Origin of the sequence: Halopseudomonas xinjiangensis (genome assembly GCF_900104945.1) — a bacterium.
In the GTDB taxonomy this organism is placed as follows: Bacteria; Pseudomonadota; Gammaproteobacteria; order Pseudomonadales; family Pseudomonadaceae; genus Halopseudomonas; species Halopseudomonas xinjiangensis.
Genome location: NZ_LT629736.1, coordinates 337,157 through 357,861, shown reverse-complemented (window position 1 = coordinate 357,861; position 20,705 = coordinate 337,157). Strand labels below are relative to the sequence as shown.

Sequence of the window (20,705 nt, the reverse complement as noted above, 5' to 3'; positions counted from 1 at the left end):
GCCATGACAGATCAGTCGGTAAAGACCAACCCGTCGCCTTCGACCTTTGCCTTGATGGTCGCGCCAGGCTGGAAGTCCCCAGCAAGGATGCGCTGCGCCAGCGGATTCTCGATCCAGCGCTGGATCGCCCGCTTGAGCGGCCGCGCACCATACACCGGGTCGTACCCGACTTCGCTGATCTTCTCCATCGCCTCGTCGGTGATTTCCAGCCCCAGGTCGCGCTCGGCCAGGCGCTGACGCAGACGGCTCAACTGGATGCTGGCAATGCCGGAGATCTGATCCTTGCCCAACGGCTCGAACACCACGACTTCGTCGATCCGGTTGATGAATTCCGGACGGAAGTGGTTGCTCACCGCATCCATCACAGCGGCGTGCTGCGCCTCGCGATCGCCGACCAGCTCCTGAATCTGTGCCGACCCCAAATTCGACGTCATCACCACCACGGTATTGCGGAAGTCCACAGTACGGCCCTGGCTGTCGGTCAAACGACCGTCTTCGAGCACCTGCAGCAGCACGTTGAACACATCCGGATGCGCCTTTTCCACCTCGTCCATGAGAATGACCGAGTACGGCTTGCGACGTACTGCTTCGGTCAGGTAACCGCCCTCCTCGTAACCAACGTAGCCCGGAGGCGCACCGATCAGGCGTGCAACGCTGTGCTTTTCCATGAACTCGGACATGTCGATCCGCACCATGGCCTCTTCGGTATCGAAGAGGAACTCCGCCAGCGCCTTGCACAGCTCGGTCTTGCCGACACCGGTGGGCCCAAGGAACATGAACGAGCCGCTCGGGCGATTCGGGTCAGCCAGACCGGCACGCGAGCGACGCACCGCATTGGAGACCGCCACAACGGCCTCGTGTTGTCCGATCACGCGGTTGTGCAGTGCGTCTTCCATGCGTAGCAGCTTGTCGCGCTCGCCCTCAAGCATTTTGCTCACCGGAATACCGGTCCACTTCGACACGACCTCGGCGATTTCCTCATCGGTTACCTTGTTGCGCAGCAGTTGGTTCTCGACCTTCCCGTGCTGCTCGGCCATCTGCTGGCTGCGCTCCAGATCCGGAATGATCCCGTACTGCAACTCGGCCATGCGGTTCAGATCGCCCTTGCGCCGTGCCGACTCCAGTTCCTGCTTGGCCTGCTCGATCTTCTCCTGAATCTGCGCAGAACCTTGCACATCCGCTTTCTCGGCCTTCCAGATTTCTTCGAGATCGGCATACTCCAGCTCGATTTTGGCGATATCTTCCTTCAGCTTCTCCAGACGCTTCAGTGCTGCGTCGTCGTCTTCCTTCTTCAGCGCTTCGCGCTCGACCTTAAGCTGGATGAGCCGACGCTCAAGCTTATCCAGCGCTTCCGGCTTGGAGTCGATCTCCATGCGGATGCGACTGGCCGCCTCGTCGATCAGATCAATCGCTTTGTCCGGCAACTGCCGATCGGTGATGTAGCGGTGGCTGAGCTTGGCTGCGGCAATGATCGCACCATCGGTGATGGTGATCTTGTGGTGTAGCTCGTAGCGCTCCTTCAAGCCGCGCAGGATGGCGATGGTGTCCTCTTCGCTCGGCTCGTCGACCAGCACTTTTTGGAAACGACGCTCCAACGCGGCGTCCTTCTCCACGTATTTTCGATATTCGTCGAGGGTCGTCGCGCCCACGCAGTGCAGTTCACCGCGAGCCAGTGCCGGCTTGAGCATGTTGCCGGCATCCATCGAACCTTCTGCCTTGCCGGCACCCACCATGGTGTGCAACTCGTCGATGAACAGAATCACGCGCCCTTCCTGCTTGTCCAACTCGTTGAGCACAGCCTTGAGGCGCTCTTCAAATTCGCCGCGGAACTTGGCGCCGGCGATCAGCGAGCCCATATCCAGCGCCAGCAAACGCTTGTCCTTCAGCCCGTCCGGCACTTCGCCGTTAACGATGCGCTGGGCCAGGCCTTCGACGATGGCGGTCTTACCCACGCCGGGCTCGCCGATCAACACCGGGTTGTTCTTGGTACGCCGCTGCAGTACCTGAACCGTACGACGGATCTCGTCGTCGCGGCCGATGACCGGATCGAGCTTGCCATCTTCGGCTTTCTTGGTCAGGTCGACGGTGTATTTGTCCAGCGCCTGCCGCGATTCCTCGGCGTTGGCATCGTTGACCGATTCGCCGCCGCGCAGGTTTTCGATAGCGGTCTCCAGCCCCTTTTTCGACACGCCCTGCCCCAGCAGGATCTTGCCGAGCGGGGTGGTCTCGTCCATCGCCGCCAGCAGGACCAGCTCACTTGAGATGAACTGGTCGCCGCGCTTCTGTGCCAGGCCGTCGGCCTTGTTCAACAGACGCGCAAGGTCCTGCGACAGGTTAACGTCGCCGGTAGGGTCGGAGATGGTCGGTAGCCGGTCGACTGCGTCGACGAGTGCGGCACGCAGTGCGTTGATGTCGAACCCGACCTGGCGCAGCAAGGGCTTGATTGAGCCTTGCTGCTGGTCGAGGAGCGCCAGCATCAGGTGCGCGGACTCTATCTGGTTATGGTCGCGACCAACCGCCAACGACTGGGCGTCGGACAGGGCCACCTGTAGCTTGCTGGTTAAACGGTCAATGCGCATGAATCTTGTCCTGTCTTGAAAGCCGGTCAGTCCGGCAGGTTCAATGATTGATGGACTTTAGATAGGGTCGATTATGGACCTTTCAAGGTCTGTCGCATTGACAGGAGTCAAAAATTTGTCGGACTGCGCCGATGCTCAGCGCACGAGCCAAATCAGCGAGGCGAAGCGGCCTGTCTGACCGTCGCGACGATAGGAATAAAAACGTTCGGCGTCGGAGACCGTGCAAAACCCGCCCCCGTGGACCGACCCTACGCCTGCCAGCTCCAGGCGTTGGCGTGCCAGACGGTAGATGTCTGCCAGGTAATGGCCATGCCGGCCAGAAGGTCTGAAAGCCTGCAAGGCGACCGGATCGTGGTCGGCAAAGGCCTGACGGACCTCTTCGCCCACTTCGAACGCATCTGGCCCGATCGCCGGCCCCAGCCAGACCAGGATATCCGCAGGGGCGACCTGCATGGCTGCAATCGCCTGCTCCAGGATTCCGCCAGCCAGCCCACGCCAGCCCGCGTGCGCCGCGGCTACCCGAGTGCCGGCCCGGTCGCAGAACATGACCGGCAGGCAGTCCGCTGTCATGATGGTGCAGGCAACGCCAGGCTGGTCGGTCCAGCTGGCATCAGCATCGAGTACCTGTGAGGCATCGGCACGCACCACCTTCACGCTATGCGTCTGCTCCAGCCAGGCCGGTGCGCAGCCCAGCGCATCGACCAGCCGCTCGCGATTGGCCGCAACCGCAGACGGGTCATCACCAACATGGGTGCCGAGATTCAGACCGGCCCATGGCGCTTGGCTGACCCCACCGCGGCGCGTAGTAATACAGGTACGGACACCTGCCGGCGCTGGCCAGTCTGCGCAGAGCCAGTCGCTATTCATTCATCGATCTCGCCGTCGTCACGCAGCATCGCCAGGAGCTGCTGCATGTCTTCAGGCAGGGGCTTTTCCCAGCGCATGGTGCGGCCATCATCCGGGTGCTGGAGCTCCAGCCGGCGAGCGTGCAGCGCCTGACGCGGGAATTCGCGGAGCATCTTGATCAGCGCCTGGCTGGCTCCCGGCGGGATACGCAGCCGGCCGCCATAGGTCTGATCGCCCACCAGCGGAGAATGGATGTGACTCATGTGCACGCGGATCTGGTGGGTGCGACCGGTCTCAAGCTTTACCTTTACATGGGTGTGCGCCCGGAAGCGGTTGATGACCCGATAGTGGCTGACCGCATCCTTGCCGCCGGCGACTACTGCCATCTTCTGGCGGTTGGTACCGTGCCGGGCGATTGGCTGATCAACCTTGCCGCCTGCGGTCATCACGCCCACCACCACACATTCATATTCGCGCGTGACCGTGCGAGCCTGCAGTTGATTGACCAGATCGTTCTGCGATTCCAGGGTCTTGGCCACGACCATCAGACCAGTGGTGTCCTTGTCCAGACGATGCACGATGCCGGCTCGCGGCACCTTGGCCAGCTCCGGTGCGTGATGCAGCAGAGCATTGAGCAGAGTGCCATCCTGATGCCCGGCAGCCGGATGCACCACCAGACCTGCCGGCTTGTTGATCACCAGTAGCGCGTGGTCTTCATAGACGATATCCAGGTCGATCGCCTCGGGTTGCCAGTCCCCCTGCGCCTCGCGTTCGGCGTCGAGCTCAAGCAACTCGCCACCGTAGACGGTATCGCGAGTGCGAACGGTCTTGCCGTCCATGGTCAGACTGCCATCCTTTATCCAGCTCTGCAGGCGCGAGCGCGAAAAATCGGGGAATAACTGGGCGGCGACCTGGTCGAGGCGCTGGCCTCCTGACTCGGAGGCAACCTGGGCGGACAAGCGGATGCGATCTGACATGGGAACTCACGTAAAGCGCGCGAAAGGCGCCGGACACACAGGCCGAATCCCGTTTTGGTTTTCGCCTCTGCGCTGTGGTTAAATACGGCTTCTTCGAGGCACCTGCCGAGCAGGCGGCGTGCCAGGAAACGAGGTCCAACTATAACAGGACGCCCACCCAGGCAACAGCTTGCGGTCGTCCATCCGGATGTCACATATGTCGATGAAACACCTGTTGCTGGTCGGTTTGTTCGCCCTGTTGGCGGCCTGTTCTTCCAACACCAAGACGCTTGACGAGTCGCTCAGCGAATCCGAGCTGTACAGCATGGCGCAGGAAGATCTGGATGCCCGCAACTTCGGCCCGGCGATCGAGAAGCTGCGCGCGCTGGAATCGCGCTATCCGTTCGGCCGTTTCGCCGAGCAGGCGCAATTGGAGCTAATCTACGCCTACTACCAGAACATGGAGCCGGAAGCCGCTCGCTCCTCGGCCGATCGCTTCATCCGGCTGCACCCGCAACATCAGAACGTCGACTATGCCTATTACATGCGCGGCATGGCGTCCTTTACCCGGGACCGGGGTATTTTCGAGCGCTTCCTGCCGTTGGACATGACTCGCCGTGATCCAGGTGGTGCGCGCGATTCGTTCAATGAGTTCGCGCAGTTGGTCAGCCGGTTCCCCGACAGCCGTTACGCTGCAGACGCACGGCTGCGCATGGTGTATCTGCGCAATCTGCTGGCGGCTTACGACGTTCATGTCGGTCATTATTATCTCAAGCGCGGCGCCTTCGTGGCCGCAGCCAACCGCGGCCGCTACGTAGTTGAGAACTTCCAGCAAACGCCTGCCGTACCGGATGGTCTGGCTCTGATGGTCGAAGCCTACAACCGGCTGGCACTGGAAGAGCTGGCCAACGACTCGTTGACGGTGCTGCGAGCCAACTATCCGGAGCATCCGAGTCTGGAAGACGGCGAGTTCCTACACCATGTCGAACCGGCGGAGCGCGACGCTGGCTGGGTTGAATCGATGACCGTCGGCGCGCTCGATAAACTCTTGACCCCGCCCCGCGAAGGCGGCACCACCGTAGCCGAGCGCGAAATGGAACGGCAGTATCAGGATGCCCGCGCGGCGATCCCCAGCGACATTCGCACGCCTGTGTACGAACAGCAACGCGGACGCTCCTGGTTGAACCGCCTTACCTTCGGCCTGTTCGACTGATACCGATCACGGATGCGGAGTCTCCGGCTCCGCATCCGGCGACCTTCCTGACGACACAGTCGTCGCTTTCCCAGCCTGACGTGATCCAGCCACGAGGTTTCCGAACGGAAGCCAGCCGACGTGCGCACCTGGTCCAAGGCGCTTTCGTTTGTACTCCTTTGGATTCGCCCGCCACGCACCTGGCACAGCCGTGCGACGTATCGCCTGAATATCTTTACCAAGCCCCGACTGGCTGACACAAACACGCCAGCGGCGACGTACCGAGCTATGGCCCTTCGGCTGCTTCGGCTACACTGGCGCCTCTCCGATTTTCACTACAGGAATGACGATGGGCCTCATCAAGTTCATTCTGCTGTTGATCGTCCTGTTCGCAGCATTCACCTTCTGGCGACAATGGCAGGCGTGGCAGGCCAGCAAGCGCAGACCACCTCCGGCCGCCGAGAAGCCGCCACTGATGGTGCGCTGTGTACGCTGCGGCTTGCATCTGCCAGAGGGTGAAGCCATACGCGAAGAAGCGCACTGGTACTGTAGCGTCGAGCATCTCGAAGCGGACCGCAATGGCTAGGCAAGCGGATTCGCAGCGCGCGCGGATTGTCCGGATCTACAACGTCTACCGGGTGGTTCTGGCGTTTCTGCTTGCTCTGCTGAGCACCTCGCTGCGCGAAGGCGTGCTCGATCTCGCCAATCCCGAACTGTACGAAGCGGCCAGCTGGGTCTATCTGCTGGTCAACGTGGCCATCGCCTTGATGCTTCATCAGGGCCGTCGCGACCTGCACTTGTTCGCCATGGCAGTTCTGGACATTTTCCTGCTCAGCCTGTTGTTCTACGCGGCCGGCGGCGCCGGCAGCGGGTTCGGCAACCTGCTGTTGATCCCGGTGGCGACCGGCAACATCCTGCTGCATGGCCGGATCGGTCTGCTGCTGGCAGCGCTAGCCAGTCTGGCGCTGATGTACCTGACTTTCTTCCTCAGCCTGTCGATGCCGTCCCTGCCGCAAAACTATCTGCAGGTCGGCGTGCTTGGCTGCATTTTCTTCGCCGTCGCACTCTTCGTGCAGCGGCTCAGCCGCAAGCTCCAGCAGTCGGAATCGCTGGCCCAACAACAGGCGGTCAGCCTGGCATCGCTGGAAAAACTCAACAAGCTGATCATTCAACGCATGCGCACCGGAATTGTCGTGGCCAATGCCCGTCATCAGGTGCTGTTGGCCAACGAAGCGGCTGCGCAGATGCTTGGCAAGCCGATCATGCGCGAGATGGCGCTGGACGGATTGTCGCCCTCGCTCGCGCAGCGGCTGCAGCAATGGCAGCAGTACCCTTCGATCCGCGCCCTGCCCTTCCAGAATCACAGCGGCGGTGCCGAGCTGATGGCCAACTTCAAGCCACTCACCCAGGCTGGCGAGGAGACGGTGCTGATCTTCCTCGACGATAACGCACAGGTAGCGCAGCAGGCCCAGCAACTCAAACTCGCCTCCCTCGGCCGCCTGACGGCCAGCATTGCCCATGAAATTCGCAACCCGCTGGGCGCAATCAGCCATGCGGCGCAACTGCTCGGCGAATCCGCGCAGCTCAGCGAACAGGACCAGCGCCTCAGCGAAATCATCCAGCAACACTCCAAGCGCATGAACCGGGTCATCGAGACGGTGCTGGAACTGTCCCGTCGTCGGCCGAGCGAGCCGCAACTGGTCGATCTTTGGTTGTGGGTCGAGCAATTTCTGCAAGACTTCGAGCCATCAAGGTTGCCCAACGATGTGATCGAACTCGAGTGCGAGGAGCAGTCCGCCGGCGATGCGATACTCACGCGGATGGACCCCAACCAGCTCGGTCAGGTGGTCGGCAATCTCTGTCAGAACGCGTTGCGCTACAGCGGCCGCGAGGGCGATACGCGCACCATCTGGATCCGCTTGTACATCAAACGCGATACCGATCTGCCGGTGCTTGAAGTCATCGACCACGGGCCGGGCATCGATCCCGATCATGTACCGCACATTTTCGAGCCGTTCTACACCACCGAGGCATCGGGCACGGGCCTGGGCCTGTATATCTCGCGCGAACTATGCGAGAGCAACCAGGCCCGGCTGGAATACGAACCCCTGGAGCCTCGCGGATGTTGTATGCGCATCACGTTCGCCCACCCCAAACGCTTGGTATGATGGATCATGCCAACAGGACAGCAAGGAGCACATCCAATCCCCATGACTAGCCCGCTGGTTTTGATCATCGACGACGAGCCGGACATCCTCGAACTGCTCGATATGACGCTTCGGCGCATGAACATGCGCACTCGCAGCGCCACAACCCTGGCCGCGGCGCTGGACATGCTGCGTGAGGAACGGTTCGACCTGTGTCTGACCGACATGCGCCTTCCCGACGGCGACGGCATGATGGTGGTAAGACATATTCAGCAGAACTGTCCTTCCTTGCCGGTCGCCATGATCACCGCCTACGGCAGCCTGGATACGGCGATTACGGCGCTGAAGGCCGGTGCCTTCGATTTTCTGACCAAACCGGTCGACCTGCAGCGGCTGCGCGAACTGGTCAGCAGCGCGCTACGCCTGAGCAGCAAGGCCGAGCCGGAACCTGACACGGCGGTCGACGACCCTATTCTGGGGCTGTCTGCCCCGATCCAGCAGTTGCGTGGACAGATCGCCAAGCTGGCGCGCAGCCAGGCGCCGCTGTACATCAGCGGCGAGTCGGGCAGCGGCAAGGAGCTGGTGGCACGTCGAATTCATGCGCTTGGCCCTCGCGCCAGCCACCCCTTCGTGCCGGTCAACTGCGGGGCGATTCCCTCGGAATTGATGGAAAGCGAATTCTTTGGTCATCGCAAGGGCAGCTTCACCGGAGCCGTCTCGGACAAGCCTGGACTGTTCCAAGCAGCCAAGGGGGGCACGCTGTTTCTCGACGAGGTGGCCGATCTGCCGATGGCGATGCAGGTCAAGCTGTTACGGGCTATCCAGGAGAAAGCCGTGCGCCCGGTTGGCACGCAGCAGGAAGAGACCGTGGACGTGCGACTGCTGTGCGCCACCCACAAGGATCTGGCTGCGGAAGTTGCTGCCGGCCGTTTCCGTCAAGACCTTTTCTACCGGATCAACGTGATCGAACTGAGCGTACCGCCGCTACGCAAACGCCGCGAAGACATCCCGCTCCTGGCCCGGCATATTCTCACTCAACTGGCTGGCCGCAACGGCCTGCCGGCACCCAAACTGACCAGCGCCTGCCTGGAGCAGCTTTGCAACTATCGCTTCCCGGGCAATGTTCGTGAGCTGGAGAACACGCTGGAGCGCGCCTTCACCCTATGCGAAGGCAACGTGATCGACGCTGAAGACATCCTGCTGTCGGACATCGCCAGCAGCAGCGAAGAAAACCTGTCGCTGGGAGACATCGACTCACTCGAAGACTATCTGGACGATATCGAGCGCCGTGCGATCACGCAGGCGCTGGAAGAAACACGCTGGAACAAGACTGCGGCTGCGAAACGTCTGGGCCTCACTTTTCGCTCGTTGCGCTATCGGCTAAAAAAGCTGGGCATGGAAGATTAACTGATCAGGCGATCGAACCCAGCCGTAACGCCGGTGCGTAAGGTGCTGGATCAATGGCCGGCTGGCGCCCGCTGATCAGATCAGCGACCAGCCGACAGGAAGCTGGCGCCAGCACCAACCCATTGCGGTAATGCCCGGCGTTCAGCCACAGGCCGCTTAACCCGGGGACCTCACCAATGAAGGGCACCCCATCGGGCGAGCCGGGCCGCAATCCTGCCCATTGCCCGACCGGTTGCTGGGCAGCCAGACCCGGCAACAACTGCAAAGCCGACTGGCGCAGCGAAGCGAAGGCCTCCACGGTAGTACTCGCATCGAAGCCGGTATGTTCGAGCGTGCTGCCGATCAGGACATGTCCATCCCGCCTGGGGATCGCGTAGCGTCCCTCGAACAACACCATGCTCGGCAACCAGCCAGGCATGCAGCGATACAGCTGCATCTGCCCCTTCACCGGTTGAACCGGCAGCTCGTAACCAAGCGTCCCGAGCCATTCGCCGCTCCAGGCGCCAGCGGCAATCACGACCTTCTCGGCGTGAAACGACCGCCCACCGCCTCGTACGCCACCTACCCGTCCGCCGGTAATGATCAACTCATCAGCCGGACACTGCTCGACCAGGGAGAAGTTCGGATCTGCATTTAGTCGCTTCAGTAGCGCGGCCATCAGCCGCGGATTGCGTACATTGGCCAGGTCGTCCTGCCACAACGCCGACTGGTAGCCGGGCGCAAGCTCCGGAACCTGTCGATAGATGAAGCTTGAGTCTACTCGGCGCAACGGCTGCGCCTGGCTGGCAGCCCAGGCGAGGGCCTGCTCCTGTTCAGCATGATCAAGCCACATGAGACCGCAGCTGCTGACCTCGGGATCGATTCCGGTCTGTTGCTTCAGCTCCTCGGCCAGACGCGGATAGTAGCCCTGCGACCAGCTCGCGAGCACCTGCACCGGCTTGCCGTAGCGCCAGGGATATAGCGGCGAGACGATCCCACCGCCGGCCCAGGATGCCTCCCGGCCCGCGCGTTGGCGTTCGAGCAACGTAACCCGGATGCCAGCTTCGAGCAGATTGAGTGCCGTCAGGCAACCCATGATACCGCCGCCGACGATGATGATCTCTTGCATGCCGCTCTCGCTGTAAGCTTATTGCCAAGCGCCGAGCTTAAACTACCATCAGGAGGAATCGCCATGATCTGAAGCAAGGAGCCGGCTCGCCGGCTGTGCCAGCAAGGCGTGCGATTTAGACTATTCGCCTAGGTTTTGTATGTATTACCGCCTCGGAGAAACCGGTATCATTGGCGCAGTTTTTCGCAAGAGGCGACATGTTAATGACAGCAAAAAACGTAGATGTCTTGCTGGTCGGTGGTGGTGTCATGAGCGCTACACTAGGAATGTTGCTCAAACAGCTCGATCCCGCTATGACCATTACCCTGGTCGAGCGTCTGGATCACGTGGCTCACGAAAGCACGGACGGCTGGAACAACGCAGGCACCGGTCATGCCGGTTACTGCGAGCTCAACTACACACCGCAAGGCTGTGATGGTTCGATCACCATCGACAGGGCGCTGGGCATCAATGCTTCGTTCGAGGTATCGCTGCAGTTCTGGTCATACCTGGTCGAGCAGAACATCCTTCCGGCTCCCAACAAATTCATCAACCCCACTCCGCACCAGAGCTTCGTCTGGAGTGAAAAGGACGTAGCATTCCTGCGCAAACGCCAGGAATTGCTCAGCGCCCATCATCTCTTCGCGGACATGAAGTTCAGCGACTCGCCCGAGGAGATCCGCGAGTGGATGCCACTGGTCATGGATCAGCGCAACCCGGCGGAGAAAGTCGCAGCAACTCGAGTCGAGTATGGCTCGGATGTCGACTTCGGCTCGCTCACCCGCAACATGATCGACTGGCTGAAGAAGCAGGAAGGCTTCGATCTGCACCTGCGCCATTCGGTCGAATCGCTGCGCAAGAGCAAGAGCCGCGGCACCTGGCGGGTAAAGGTCGAAGACGACGCCAATGGCGGCGAAAAGGAATTCAATGCGCGTTTCGTTTTCCTTGGGGCCGGCGGCGGCTCGCTCCCACTGCTGCAGAAGTCGCATATCGACGAAAGCCAGGGCTATGGCGGCTTTCCGGTCAGCGGTCAGTGGTTGGTGTGCCAGAAGCCGGAGATCGTCAAGCAGCACCGCTCCAAGGTGTATGGCAAGGCTGCAGTCGGCGCGCCGCCAATGTCCGTACCGCACCTCGACACTCGCATCATCAATGGCGAACCCGCTCTGCTGTTCGGTCCCTTCGCCGGCTTCACCACCAAGTTCCTGAAGAAAGGTTCGGTGTTCGACCTGTTCTCCTCGGTCCGTCCGTACAACGTGGCACCGATGATGGCGGTGGGTCGTGACAACATGGATCTGACGCGCTATCTGATCTCCGAATCCTTTCAGTCGCATAAGGACCGTGTCGCTTCGCTGCGCAATTATTTCCCGCAGGCTCGCGAGGAAGACTGGAAGCTGCAGGATGCCGGCATGCGCGTGCAGATCATCAAGAAGGACGCCAAGGGTCACGGAAAGCTGGAGTTCGGTACCGAGATCGTTGCGGCCAAGGACGGCACGCTCGCCGCACTGCTTGGCGCGTCGCCCGGTGCGTCTACTGCGGTTCAGGCGATGCTGGACGTTCTGCAGCGCTGCTTCAAGAAAGAGCTGAGCACACCGGAATGGCAGTCGCGCATTCAGGACCTGGTACCTTCCTACGGCCAGTCTCTGGTCAACGATGCCGAACTACTGAAGCAAGTCCGCAGCCGCACGCTAAGTACGCTGGGCCTCGTCAAGTCCTGAGGTCAACGCCGGCGGGATCCCGCCGGCGTTCTATTCGCTGTGTTGCTGCGAAGCTTCAACGAAGCGCCGTATGCGCTCCTCAGTCGGCGGGTGCGTCGAAAGAAACTCCCCAAGACCACTCCTTTCTCCGCTAGCGCCATGAGCTGCTTCCAGCCGGCGCATGATCTGGGCGAAGTGGATCGGATCAATGCTGCCCTCGCGCAGCCGCTGCAAGGCAAACTCATCCGCTTCGGCTTCCATGCCACGGGCATAGCTCAGGTTGGCTAGAATCACCGGCAAGCTGGCGGTCAGGTCAGACGCAGCCGAGATGTCACCGGTAATGGACATCATCAACCACAGTGCAAGCGAGCTCTGGACGATTGCACGCATACCGTGGCGATAGGCAACGTGCCCGGCTTCATGTGTAAGAATCGCAATCAGTTCCGCGTCGGTTTCGGCCAACTTTACCAGCTCGTCGGTGAATACCATGATGCCGCCCGGCAAGGCCAGGGCGTTGGCCCCCAGCGCCTCGCTGGAGCGTAGTTCAACCTGCCATGCACGATCGGGGTAGGCCTGTTGCAACGAAGCGATGTGAGGGGCGAACGCCGCATGCAAGCTGTTCTGACGATCAGCATCCAGACTGCTTGGCTCCAGCCAAAGCTCGTCCAGAGTCGCCAGGGATTGCTCTCCAACCCACTGCTCGACACTAGCTGGCACCGCCTGCGCAACCAGTCCCGAGAGCCATGGCACCCCCCAGATCACGCTACCGATCAGGAACGCAGCCACCAGCACAGCGCTGGCCAGGATCAGACGCCAGTTGGTTTCCAACCGATGCAGCACGCCTGCGCCGGCAGCACCTTTGGCCATTCCTGCCAACTCCGCCAACCCGGCCTGGTCGGAGGATTCGAAGATCGCCGTGCCGTCCAGCCTCAGATAGCTCACCGCCCGCCCAACCTGGATACCGAGCCTTGCCTGTTGCGCCGGGAAGCGTTGTTCCCCGGCAGCAAGGGTCAGCACCAGACAACCGTCCTCAAGACGCAAACCTGCCGCGTGACCGGTGCTGCGGCGTCCGTCGAAATACAGTCCGTTGAGCCTGTTCTCAGACAAGGGATATGCCCAGATCGAAAGCGTCGCCGAGCTCTTGACCGACGGCGCTGGCCTGCTTCACTTCGCTGGCAACGAAGCTGTCCAGGTCGCCATGCACAGCCACTTCGGTACAGCTGGCCCGGTACGCAGCCATGCGAACCTTCGCCCAGGGGGTGAAGAAGCCCAGGGTTAAGGCAATGAGAAGGCTGTTGGTCATGAAGATCCAGACCATGCGTCGCTTACTCAGGGTCGACTGAAAACCATGCAGGCCGAGCACAGTGGAGTTGAACACCAGGTTGGTCAGGCCAGCCATGAAATACCCGAACAGGGCAAGGTAGCCGAACGCCGCAACAACCATCGCCACGCCGGGATGGGTCAGCTTACCGGCGATGGTGGCCAGCACTGCAAAGCCGACCACCACGCCAATGACCCGCAGGAAGAAAACATAGTAATCGCCGGCCGTCGCCTTGAGGCGAAACGGCATGGTGCCGAAGTAACTGTTATTGACCATGAAGGCATGGGTTTTGAAGATCGACAGCGGAGCGGCGATCATGAGGGTCAGCAGTGCGACGATCGGCCAAACCAGCATGGCCATGCAGGCGCCAACATAGTTTCCGCGGAAGTCGAAGCGAATATTGCGATAAGCGCTGTTGACCGCATGGAATTTCAGCGAGCGGATGATTACCCAGGGCATCGCCGGCAGGAAGACTGCCAGCAGGATCAGCGACCCCATCGGCCACAGTTCGGAGACCAGTACCCAAACCGCCACCGCGACGATCGCTACCAGCCGACCACGAAAGATGACCCACGGATCGGCAAGATACTGAAAGCTCGCACCATCGATCTGCGTGTGGCCGTAGAAATACTGGTTGGTACGTACCTTGGCCCAGGGTGCATAAAAACCCAGGGTAAGAAGGAGCAGGAAGATATTGACGATCCAGATGCCGAAGAACTCGCTGCCACGGCCGGAAAATTCGACCGGTTCCAGACGTCGCACGGTCGATTGCTGCTGTTCTGGCGAGCGGGTCGGCTCTGCTGCGTCGAAACGCGCCGGAGATGACGGTCTTACGGCGGCCGACGCCTCGGAAGCGCTTGGTACGCTGGCATCGTCGCGCTCAATGTCGGTCAGCAGACCTGCCCGTTCCAGTCGCTGCTGATACGCCCTGGCCTGTGATGCACTCAGGCGCCGCTTGATAATTGCACCGCGCCCTGCCAGCAAGGCATCAATCTGCCCGGCCTTGAATCCCAGGCTCGTCAAATCGTCCCGGATAGCCTCGTCGGGCTTACCGCCCACGCGGTTACCGCGGTAGCGCAATGTGTAGAGATCGCTCATGTCACCTTCCTATGGTCTGTTTCGGTCGCCGTCTTCCGTGAACGCCGGCGTACTGGCGTGTGGTGCCGCGTGGATGAATCTAAACCGCTGGAGCCGGTATGCGCAACGGACTGCTGCGCATTTTCACTGACGCGTCACATCCAGCTCGGCGCCCTGCGCCGCCAGCTCATCGAATGCACGGTCGAGATCATTCTTCAACCGATCCGCGAAACCACTCTTGCGCGAGATGAGAAAGCGCATGGGCTGCTCCGCCACTTGCACGAACGGCAAAGGCTCCATACCGAGGCGGGCGACGATTGGGTCGACCTGGGCGCGGTAGTCGAGCAGATAGTCACCTCGTCCACGCAGCAGCATGTTGACGGCACCGGTATGCGAGCTACCCCTGTGAAACCGCACGGCGCGGTTTGCGTCGTAAAGCGTGCGCAGCAGATCGTTGGTGTATGTGTAGTTGGTGATCAGGATGATGCGTTTGCCAGCGATGCCATCCGGCCAGACCGGCAGCGCCGACCCCGGACGCGCGTACAGATTAATCCCGACCAGACCCAGCGTTCTGTCGGTGAGTTGCGTGTGGTCTTCCAGCCCGGGCTTGCTGATCACGCCCGGCCAGACATGCACCGTGCCGTCTTCCAGACCGCGCCAGATACGGGCTGGCGGCATTATGCGAATTTCGTGAGGATAACCGGCCTGATTCAGGAGCAGGCGGGTCAGCTTGACGGTCTTGCCCGCAGGCAGCCCCTTTTCGTCGGAGAACGAATAGCCCGGGAACGGCATCAGGCCGACCTGTACCAGCGGCTTGGGGATGGGATCATCAGCTTGAGACGGCAGCACCGTCAGACTCATCAGCGCAACGAGGGCAATCGTGAGACGCTTCATGTGAGCGCTCCTGTTCTTATTTTCTTTTAGATCATGCTAATCCCACCGGCCCGGCATGCCAAGCGGCCATTTGCCAGGCACGAAAAACCCCCTGACAGAACCTGGCAGGGGGTTGGTGTGACGGCCTACGAGTCTGGGTGCGGGCGACCCGGCCTCGTGAGATCGGTGCGGCGGATCAGTCAGCGTATACCGGCAGGCGCTGGCAAATCTGCTGGACCTGACCGCGAACGCGTTCGATAACGGATTCGTCGCTCATGTTTTCCAGGATGTCGCAGATCCAGCCCGCCAGGTCGCGGCAATCCGCTTCATTGAAACCGCGGGTGGTCACAGCCGGCGTACCGATGCGCAGGCCCGAGGTAACGAACGGCGAGCGTGGATCGTTGGGTACCGCGTTCTTGTTGACAGTGATATGCGCGCGACCCAGCGCAGCGTCCGCGTCCTTACCAGTGATGTCCTGCTTGATCAGCGACAACAGGAACAGATGGTTCTGCGTACCGCCAGACACCACATCGAAGCCGCGTTCGATGAACACGCCGGCCATCGCCTGGGCATTCTTGACTACCTGCTGCTGGTAAGTCTTGAACTCCGGGCTCATGGCTTCCTTGAAGCAGATCGCCTTCGCCGCGATGACATGCATCAGCGGGCCGCCCTGGCCGCCCGGGAATACTGCGGAGTTGAGCTTCTTCTCCAGCGCCTCGTTGGCCTTGGCCAGAATCAGGCCGCCACGCGGGCCACGCAGCGTCTTGTGCGTGGTGGTGGTGACCACGTCGGCGAACGGCACGGGGTTCGGGTAGACGCCAGCCGCAACCAGACCTGCCACATGCGCCATGTCGACGAACAGGTACGCACCGACCTTGTCGGCGATCTCGCGGAAACGGGCGAAGTCCAGTACCTGCGAGTAGGCCGAGAAACCGGCAATGATCATCTTCGGCTTGTGCTCGACAGCGAGCGCTTCGACTTCGTCATAGTCGATCAGGCCAGTGTCGGTGTTGATGCCGTACTGCACAGCGTTGTAGTGCTTGCCGGAGAAATTCACGCCTGCGCCATGGGTCAGGTGACCGCCATGGGCAAGGCTCATGCCCAGCACGGTGTCACCGGGCGTCAGCAAAGCCTGGAACACCGCGGCGTTGGCCTGCGAACCGGCATGCGGCTGGACGTTGGCGTAGTCGGCACCGAACAGTTGCTTGGCGCGGTCGATTGCCAGCTGCTCGGCGATGTCGACGTAGTCGCAACCACCATAGTAGCGCTTGCCCGGGTAGCCTTCAGCGTACTTGTTGGTCAGGGCCGAACCCTGCGCCTGCATGACCGCAGGGCTGGTGTAGTTCTCGGAAGCGATCAGCTCGATATGCTCTTCCTGACGTTGCGCCTCCTGCTGCATGGCACTCCAGAGTTCGGCGTCGACGGTGGCGATATCGTTGGAACGGCTAAACATGTTCGGCCCCCTGATAGGACTGTCAAAATTGAAGGGGCGCATTTTAACGCAACCCAGGCACGCTGGCACATGAAATGCGCTCAGTTACAGGAGAAATCCTGTTCAGGAAGGCCGCAGATGTCTGCGCTGCAGGTCCTCGGCGGTCATGGGCTTGCCGAGATAGAACCCCTGCACCTCGTCGCAGCCGAAACTGCGCAGCAATTCCAGCTGCTCGGCAGTCTCCACGCCCTCCGCAATGACCATCAACTGCAGCGACCGACCCATGGCCACGATGGCTTCCGCCAGCCGAGCGTCGCGACTGCCGGCATGCATCGCCTGGATGAAACTGCGGTCGATTTTCAAGGTATCGATGGGGAAGTCCTTGAGATAGTTGAGCGAGGAATATCCCGTGCCGAAATCGTCCACAGCGATGTGCACGCCCAACTCCTTGAGCCGAGCCAGTGTCTGCATGGTTTCCTCGACATCACGCAGCAGGATGCTTTCGGTAAGCTCCAGCTCGACACAAGCAGGCGCCAGGCTGTAGCGCTGCAGAACGGTCGCGACGCGCTCGGCGAGCTGGCCCTCAGCGAACTGTCGACCGGACACATTGATCGCCATACGCGGCTGGCTGAAACCCGCTGCATGCCATTCAGCCATCTGCCGGCACGCACGGTCCAGCACCCAGTCACCCAGCGCTGACACCAGCCCGATCTCCTCGGCGACGGGAATGAAGGATCCTGGAGAAATCGGTCCCAGCGTGGGATGTTCCCAACGCAGCAAAGCCTCTACTCCGGTCAGCTCGCCGCTGACGCAACCAAACTGAGGCTGGAAGTGCAACGTGAAGGCGTCGTCGTGGACCGCCCTGCGCAAATCGTTTTCCAGGCTGAGCCGCTCCAGCGCGTGCGCGTTCATCTCCGCCTGGTAGAACTGGAAAGTGTCCTTGCCGGCGCTCTTGGCGTGATACATCGCCGTATCGGCATTCTGCAGCAATTGGCTGCCTTCCTTGCCGTCCTGCGGATACAGCGCGATGCCGATACTGGCGCTGATGAAGAATTCGCGCTCCTGTAGGACGAAGGCGGGAGCCAGTTGCTCAAGCACCTTTTCCGCTACGCTGATGCCGGCGCGCATCGCCGAGTCCCGATTGCCGAGACCGACCAGAAGCATGGTGAATTCATCCCCGCCCATGCGCGCGACGGTGTCGCTCTCGCGGATGCATTCGCGCAGACGCTGGCCGACTTCCTTGAGCATCACGTCACCTGCCGCGTGGCCCATGGTGTCGTTGATTGGCTTGAAGCGGTCGAGATCGAGAAACAGTACAGCTATCCATTCACTGCGTCGCCCGGCGACCTTCAGCGCGCTGGACAATCGCTCCTGGAACAGTGCCCGATTGGGTAATCCGGTCAGCCCGTCGTAGTACGCCAGACTCTCGATACGGGCCTCGCTGGCCTTGCGTTCGCTGATATCGACGAAGAAGCACACGTAGCTGACCAGATCACCGTCGTTGTCCTGCACCGCGGTTATGCCGGCCCAGGATGGAAATATCTCGCCGTTTTTGCGTTTCTGCCAGACCTCACCCTGCCAGCGCCCTTCGCGCCGCAGCTCCGCCAGGACCGACTGGTAGAAGGTCTCTTCATGCACACCGGAGGCGAATACGGTAGGGAGCTGATCGATAACTTCCGATGCACCGAAACCGGTGATCTGGGAGAAGTTTTCATTCACCTGCACAATGTAGCCGGCCGGATCGGTAACGAAGATTGCCCCGGTTGTATTTTCGAAGACCGTCGCCGCCATGCGCAGCCGATTTTCGATGCGTCGCTGCTCGGTGATGTCTCGAGCGATCCCGAGCAGGCCGAGAAATCGCCCGGACGGGTCCCACATCAGCGATACGCGCAACTCGACCGGGCACTTGTGTCCATCCGCCTTGATGCAGTCCAGCGTGGTCTGCCTATGGAAGCCGTCGCGCCAGAGCTCTGCCGCGCTCTGCGGATTGCTGATTTTTGGCAGCAGCTCGCGAATCAGAACGCCCATGAACCGGTTGAAGCGCGTCCCGGCGACGACTTCGACGAAACCGTGGTTGATAAGAAAGTCCGGTTCGTAGCCCAGCACGCGCTTGACCGAAGGGCTGACATAGTTGAGCTGGAACGTATCATCCGTGGCCCAGATGACGTCGCTGATATTCTCCGCCAGCAACCGGTAGCGCTGCTCGCCGGTTTTCAGCCGCTCGGTCATTAGCGTCTGCTGATGTACGTTCTTGACGATCCCAATCAGCTGACGTACCCGGCCATCAGGCAAGCGCGACAGCACTTTCATGCGCACATTGAACCAGTGCCACGTGCCGTCGCGATGACGCCAGCGCAGTCGCCAGTCGAGGATCTTTTCGTCCGGCAGCACCTGTTGCAGGTTACGGTTGACCAGCACGTACTCCAGATCGTCAGGATGCACCAACCGGTCACGATACCCTGCGGCGAAGCCGGCCTCTTCATCCTCCGAATAACCCAGCGCTTGCGCGAGCGACCGATTGGAGAAGACGAAGTCGTTCCGCTGCATGTCCTTGATGAATACGATGTCAGGCACTGCCTTCACCACACCAGACCAGAAGCGCTCGCGCTCGATCATGGTCAGCTCGACCTGACGCCGCGTGGTGATATCCGAGATACTCATGGTCACGGCGGAGTAGTCGACGACGTCAACCGGCAGACGCATGACCATCCAGACGTAGCGAAGGGTGCCGCGCGCCGTCCGCATCGGCGTCTCCAACTCCAGGCGCTCCTGGCGGTTGATCAGAGCAAGCATCAACGCATAGCGGGCGCCACCCTTGCGGATCGGCTCGTCTGCCTGAAGGATGGCTTCCAATTGCGAGACCGTTTGCAGCGCCAGCAAATCCAGAGTGTTGCGGTTGGCATCAACCACCCGGATCCTTTGCAGCAGATCTGCATGCGAATCCGCTTGCTCCAGCCAGGCGTCGAGCTCCTCAGCAGAGCGAAGCCCGAGCCGGTCCAGATGCTCACGCAGCTCCGACAGATCGAGCTGACACAGCGCCATACCGACGCTCTGGAAAATGTCGCGGTAACGTCGCTCGGCCTCGACCAGGCTCTCGCGCGAGCGCTGGCTACGATCGAACAGGCGGCGGTTGGCATGCTGCATCCGCGCGACTACCCATACTGCCAGCAACAACACGGCGACGAAGCCCGCCACGACCAACGCTTTGCTGAGAATCAGTCGCCCGAGACGCGCTTCGTAGTAGCCTTCATCTATAAGCCCACGAACCTGCCACAGCGTGCCCTCTACCGGAGCGCTGACTGCCACGCGTTCGCGTTCGTCCGCGTTCAGCGCCGATTCGTCGACATAGATAAGCTGGCCCGACTCCTGTCGGGCCAGCACGCGGACTCGTCCTGCGTCCTCGATCAACCAGCTGTAGCCGCTTGCCGGATAGCTCCAGATCATTTCCGAGATGGCCGCCTCGGCGACCAGCATCACCCAGAACTCGCCCTCCCCCCGACCAGGAATCAGCCAGTAGACCAGGCGACGGCTCGGATCGAACTCGATTGCGTAGGGTTGGTTGGTCAGATGCAATCGCCGAAGCACGGGCATCCAGGCAGCCAGCGGTTGATCGATCAGCGGGGAATCGAGCGTGACATGCGTTATCTCGACCAGCCCGGGAATCAATTCCTGCATCGCCGGGGGGATGCGCTGCTCCGGCCCCGGCTGCGCCTGATGCAGGATGTGTTCGGCCGCTACCGACCGGAGCGAAAGATTGACGCCTAGTTGCTCTGCCATTGCCCAGACGCTTTCTTCTATCTGTATCTGGTGCTGGCTGCGCAATAATCGATAGTCCTGCCAGGCCTGCCAGATCATCAGCCAGGCCAGCAGGATCCCGGCAACCGCGACCAGCGCCAGTCCCGTAGCGAGCGGTCGCCTGTCCATTCCCGCCGTTCGCGGCGAGCTGGATGCGGTATCGTTGGGCATCGCGTTGTCGTTGTTATATATCACTTGGCCACTATACCGCTTTCATTCGGAGAATCGACCCGCGGCGTGCAGCGGTTTGCCGCGTGGAGGGTGTTTGCCCTGGGAACGCAGTTGGGCTAGCCTTGCCA

Annotated in this window: 14 protein-coding genes; 5 read left to right on the top strand and 9 right to left on the bottom strand. The window is 61.1% G+C overall.

The features are described 5' to 3' along the window. Positions 1 to 11: 11 nt before the first annotated feature. The 3 genes from clpB to rluD form a co-directional block, all read right to left on the bottom strand. The gene (gene clpB / locus BLT85_RS01630; RefSeq protein ID WP_093391511.1) at positions 12 to 2,579 is read right to left on the bottom strand and encodes an ATP-dependent chaperone ClpB; all 2,568 of its coding nucleotides are present in this window, start codon (positions 2,577 to 2,579) and stop codon (positions 12 to 14) included. A 135-nt stretch (positions 2,580 to 2,714) separates the two neighbouring features. Beyond that, positions 2,715 to 3,446: a peptidoglycan editing factor PgeF gene (gene pgeF, locus BLT85_RS01625; RefSeq protein ID WP_093391510.1), complete on the bottom strand. Its 732-nt coding sequence runs from the start codon at positions 3,444 to 3,446 to the stop codon at positions 2,715 to 2,717. Beyond that, positions 3,443 to 4,402, bottom strand: a complete 960-nt coding sequence (gene rluD, locus BLT85_RS01620) for a 23S rRNA pseudouridine(1911/1915/1917) synthase RluD (RefSeq protein ID WP_093391509.1) — start codon at positions 4,400 to 4,402, stop codon at positions 3,443 to 3,445. The genes pgeF and rluD overlap by 4 nt, the downstream gene beginning before the upstream one ends. Positions 4,403 to 4,598: 196 nt before the next feature. Between rluD and BLT85_RS01615 the strand changes: the two genes are divergently transcribed. The 4 genes from BLT85_RS01615 (at position 4,599) to BLT85_RS01600 (ending at position 9,127) form a co-directional block, all read left to right on the top strand. Then, positions 4,599 to 5,594 carry an outer membrane protein assembly factor BamD gene (locus BLT85_RS01615; protein ID WP_093391508.1) on the top strand — a complete coding sequence of 332 codons (996 nt, stop codon included), beginning with the start codon at positions 4,599 to 4,601 and terminating at the stop codon, positions 5,592 to 5,594. A gap of 328 nt (positions 5,595 to 5,922) precedes the next feature. Continuing rightward, the gene (locus BLT85_RS01610) at positions 5,923 to 6,159 is read left to right on the top strand and encodes a PP0621 family protein (RefSeq protein WP_093391507.1); all 237 of its coding nucleotides are present in this window, start codon (positions 5,923 to 5,925) and stop codon (positions 6,157 to 6,159) included. After that, positions 6,152 to 7,741 (top strand): sensor histidine kinase, encoded by a 1,590-nt coding sequence (locus BLT85_RS01605; RefSeq protein ID WP_093391506.1) that lies wholly within the window; start codon positions 6,152 to 6,154, stop codon positions 7,739 to 7,741. Before BLT85_RS01610 ends, BLT85_RS01605 begins: the two co-directional genes overlap by 8 nt. 42 nt (positions 7,742 to 7,783) lie before the next feature. After that, on the top strand, positions 7,784 to 9,127 hold the full coding sequence (locus BLT85_RS01600; protein ID WP_093391505.1) for a sigma-54-dependent transcriptional regulator: 1,344 nt from the start codon (positions 7,784 to 7,786) through the stop codon (positions 9,125 to 9,127). Between the two features lie 4 nt (positions 9,128 to 9,131). Here the strand turns inward: BLT85_RS01600 and thiO are convergent, their stop codons facing one another. Continuing rightward, positions 9,132 to 10,235 carry a glycine oxidase ThiO gene (gene thiO / locus BLT85_RS01595; protein WP_093391504.1) on the bottom strand — a complete coding sequence of 368 codons (1,104 nt, stop codon included), beginning with the start codon at positions 10,233 to 10,235 and terminating at the stop codon, positions 9,132 to 9,134. A 203-nt stretch (positions 10,236 to 10,438) separates the two neighbouring features. Between thiO and mqo the strand changes: the two genes are divergently transcribed. Further along, the gene (gene mqo, locus BLT85_RS01590) at positions 10,439 to 11,929 is read left to right on the top strand and encodes a malate dehydrogenase (quinone) (RefSeq protein WP_093391503.1); all 1,491 of its coding nucleotides are present in this window, start codon (positions 10,439 to 10,441) and stop codon (positions 11,927 to 11,929) included. Between the two features lie 30 nt (positions 11,930 to 11,959). On the opposite strand, the gene BLT85_RS01585 is transcribed toward mqo, so the two are convergent. From BLT85_RS01585 to BLT85_RS01565, 5 genes are all read right to left on the bottom strand, one after another. Continuing rightward, on the bottom strand, positions 11,960 to 13,015 hold the full coding sequence (locus BLT85_RS01585; RefSeq protein WP_093391502.1) for a M48 family metallopeptidase: 1,056 nt from the start codon (positions 13,013 to 13,015) through the stop codon (positions 11,960 to 11,962). Further along, positions 13,008 to 14,327, bottom strand: a complete 1,320-nt coding sequence (locus BLT85_RS01580; protein WP_093391501.1) for a YjgN family protein — start codon at positions 14,325 to 14,327, stop codon at positions 13,008 to 13,010. The genes BLT85_RS01585 and BLT85_RS01580 overlap by 8 nt, the downstream gene beginning before the upstream one ends. Positions 14,328 to 14,450: 123 nt before the next feature. After that, positions 14,451 to 15,200 carry a substrate-binding periplasmic protein gene (locus BLT85_RS01575; RefSeq protein WP_093391500.1) on the bottom strand — a complete coding sequence of 250 codons (750 nt, stop codon included), beginning with the start codon at positions 15,198 to 15,200 and terminating at the stop codon, positions 14,451 to 14,453. 175 nt (positions 15,201 to 15,375) lie between these two features. Further along, complete coding sequence (glyA, locus tag BLT85_RS01570) at positions 15,376 to 16,632, bottom strand: serine hydroxymethyltransferase (protein ID WP_093391499.1); 1,257 nt, start codon at positions 16,630 to 16,632, stop codon at positions 15,376 to 15,378. 102 nt (positions 16,633 to 16,734) lie between these two features. Further along, a complete protein-coding gene (locus BLT85_RS01565; protein WP_093391498.1) occupies positions 16,735 to 20,577 on the bottom strand; it encodes an EAL domain-containing protein in 3,843 nt (1,280 codons plus the stop codon). Between the last annotated feature and the right edge of the window lie 128 nt (positions 20,578 to 20,705).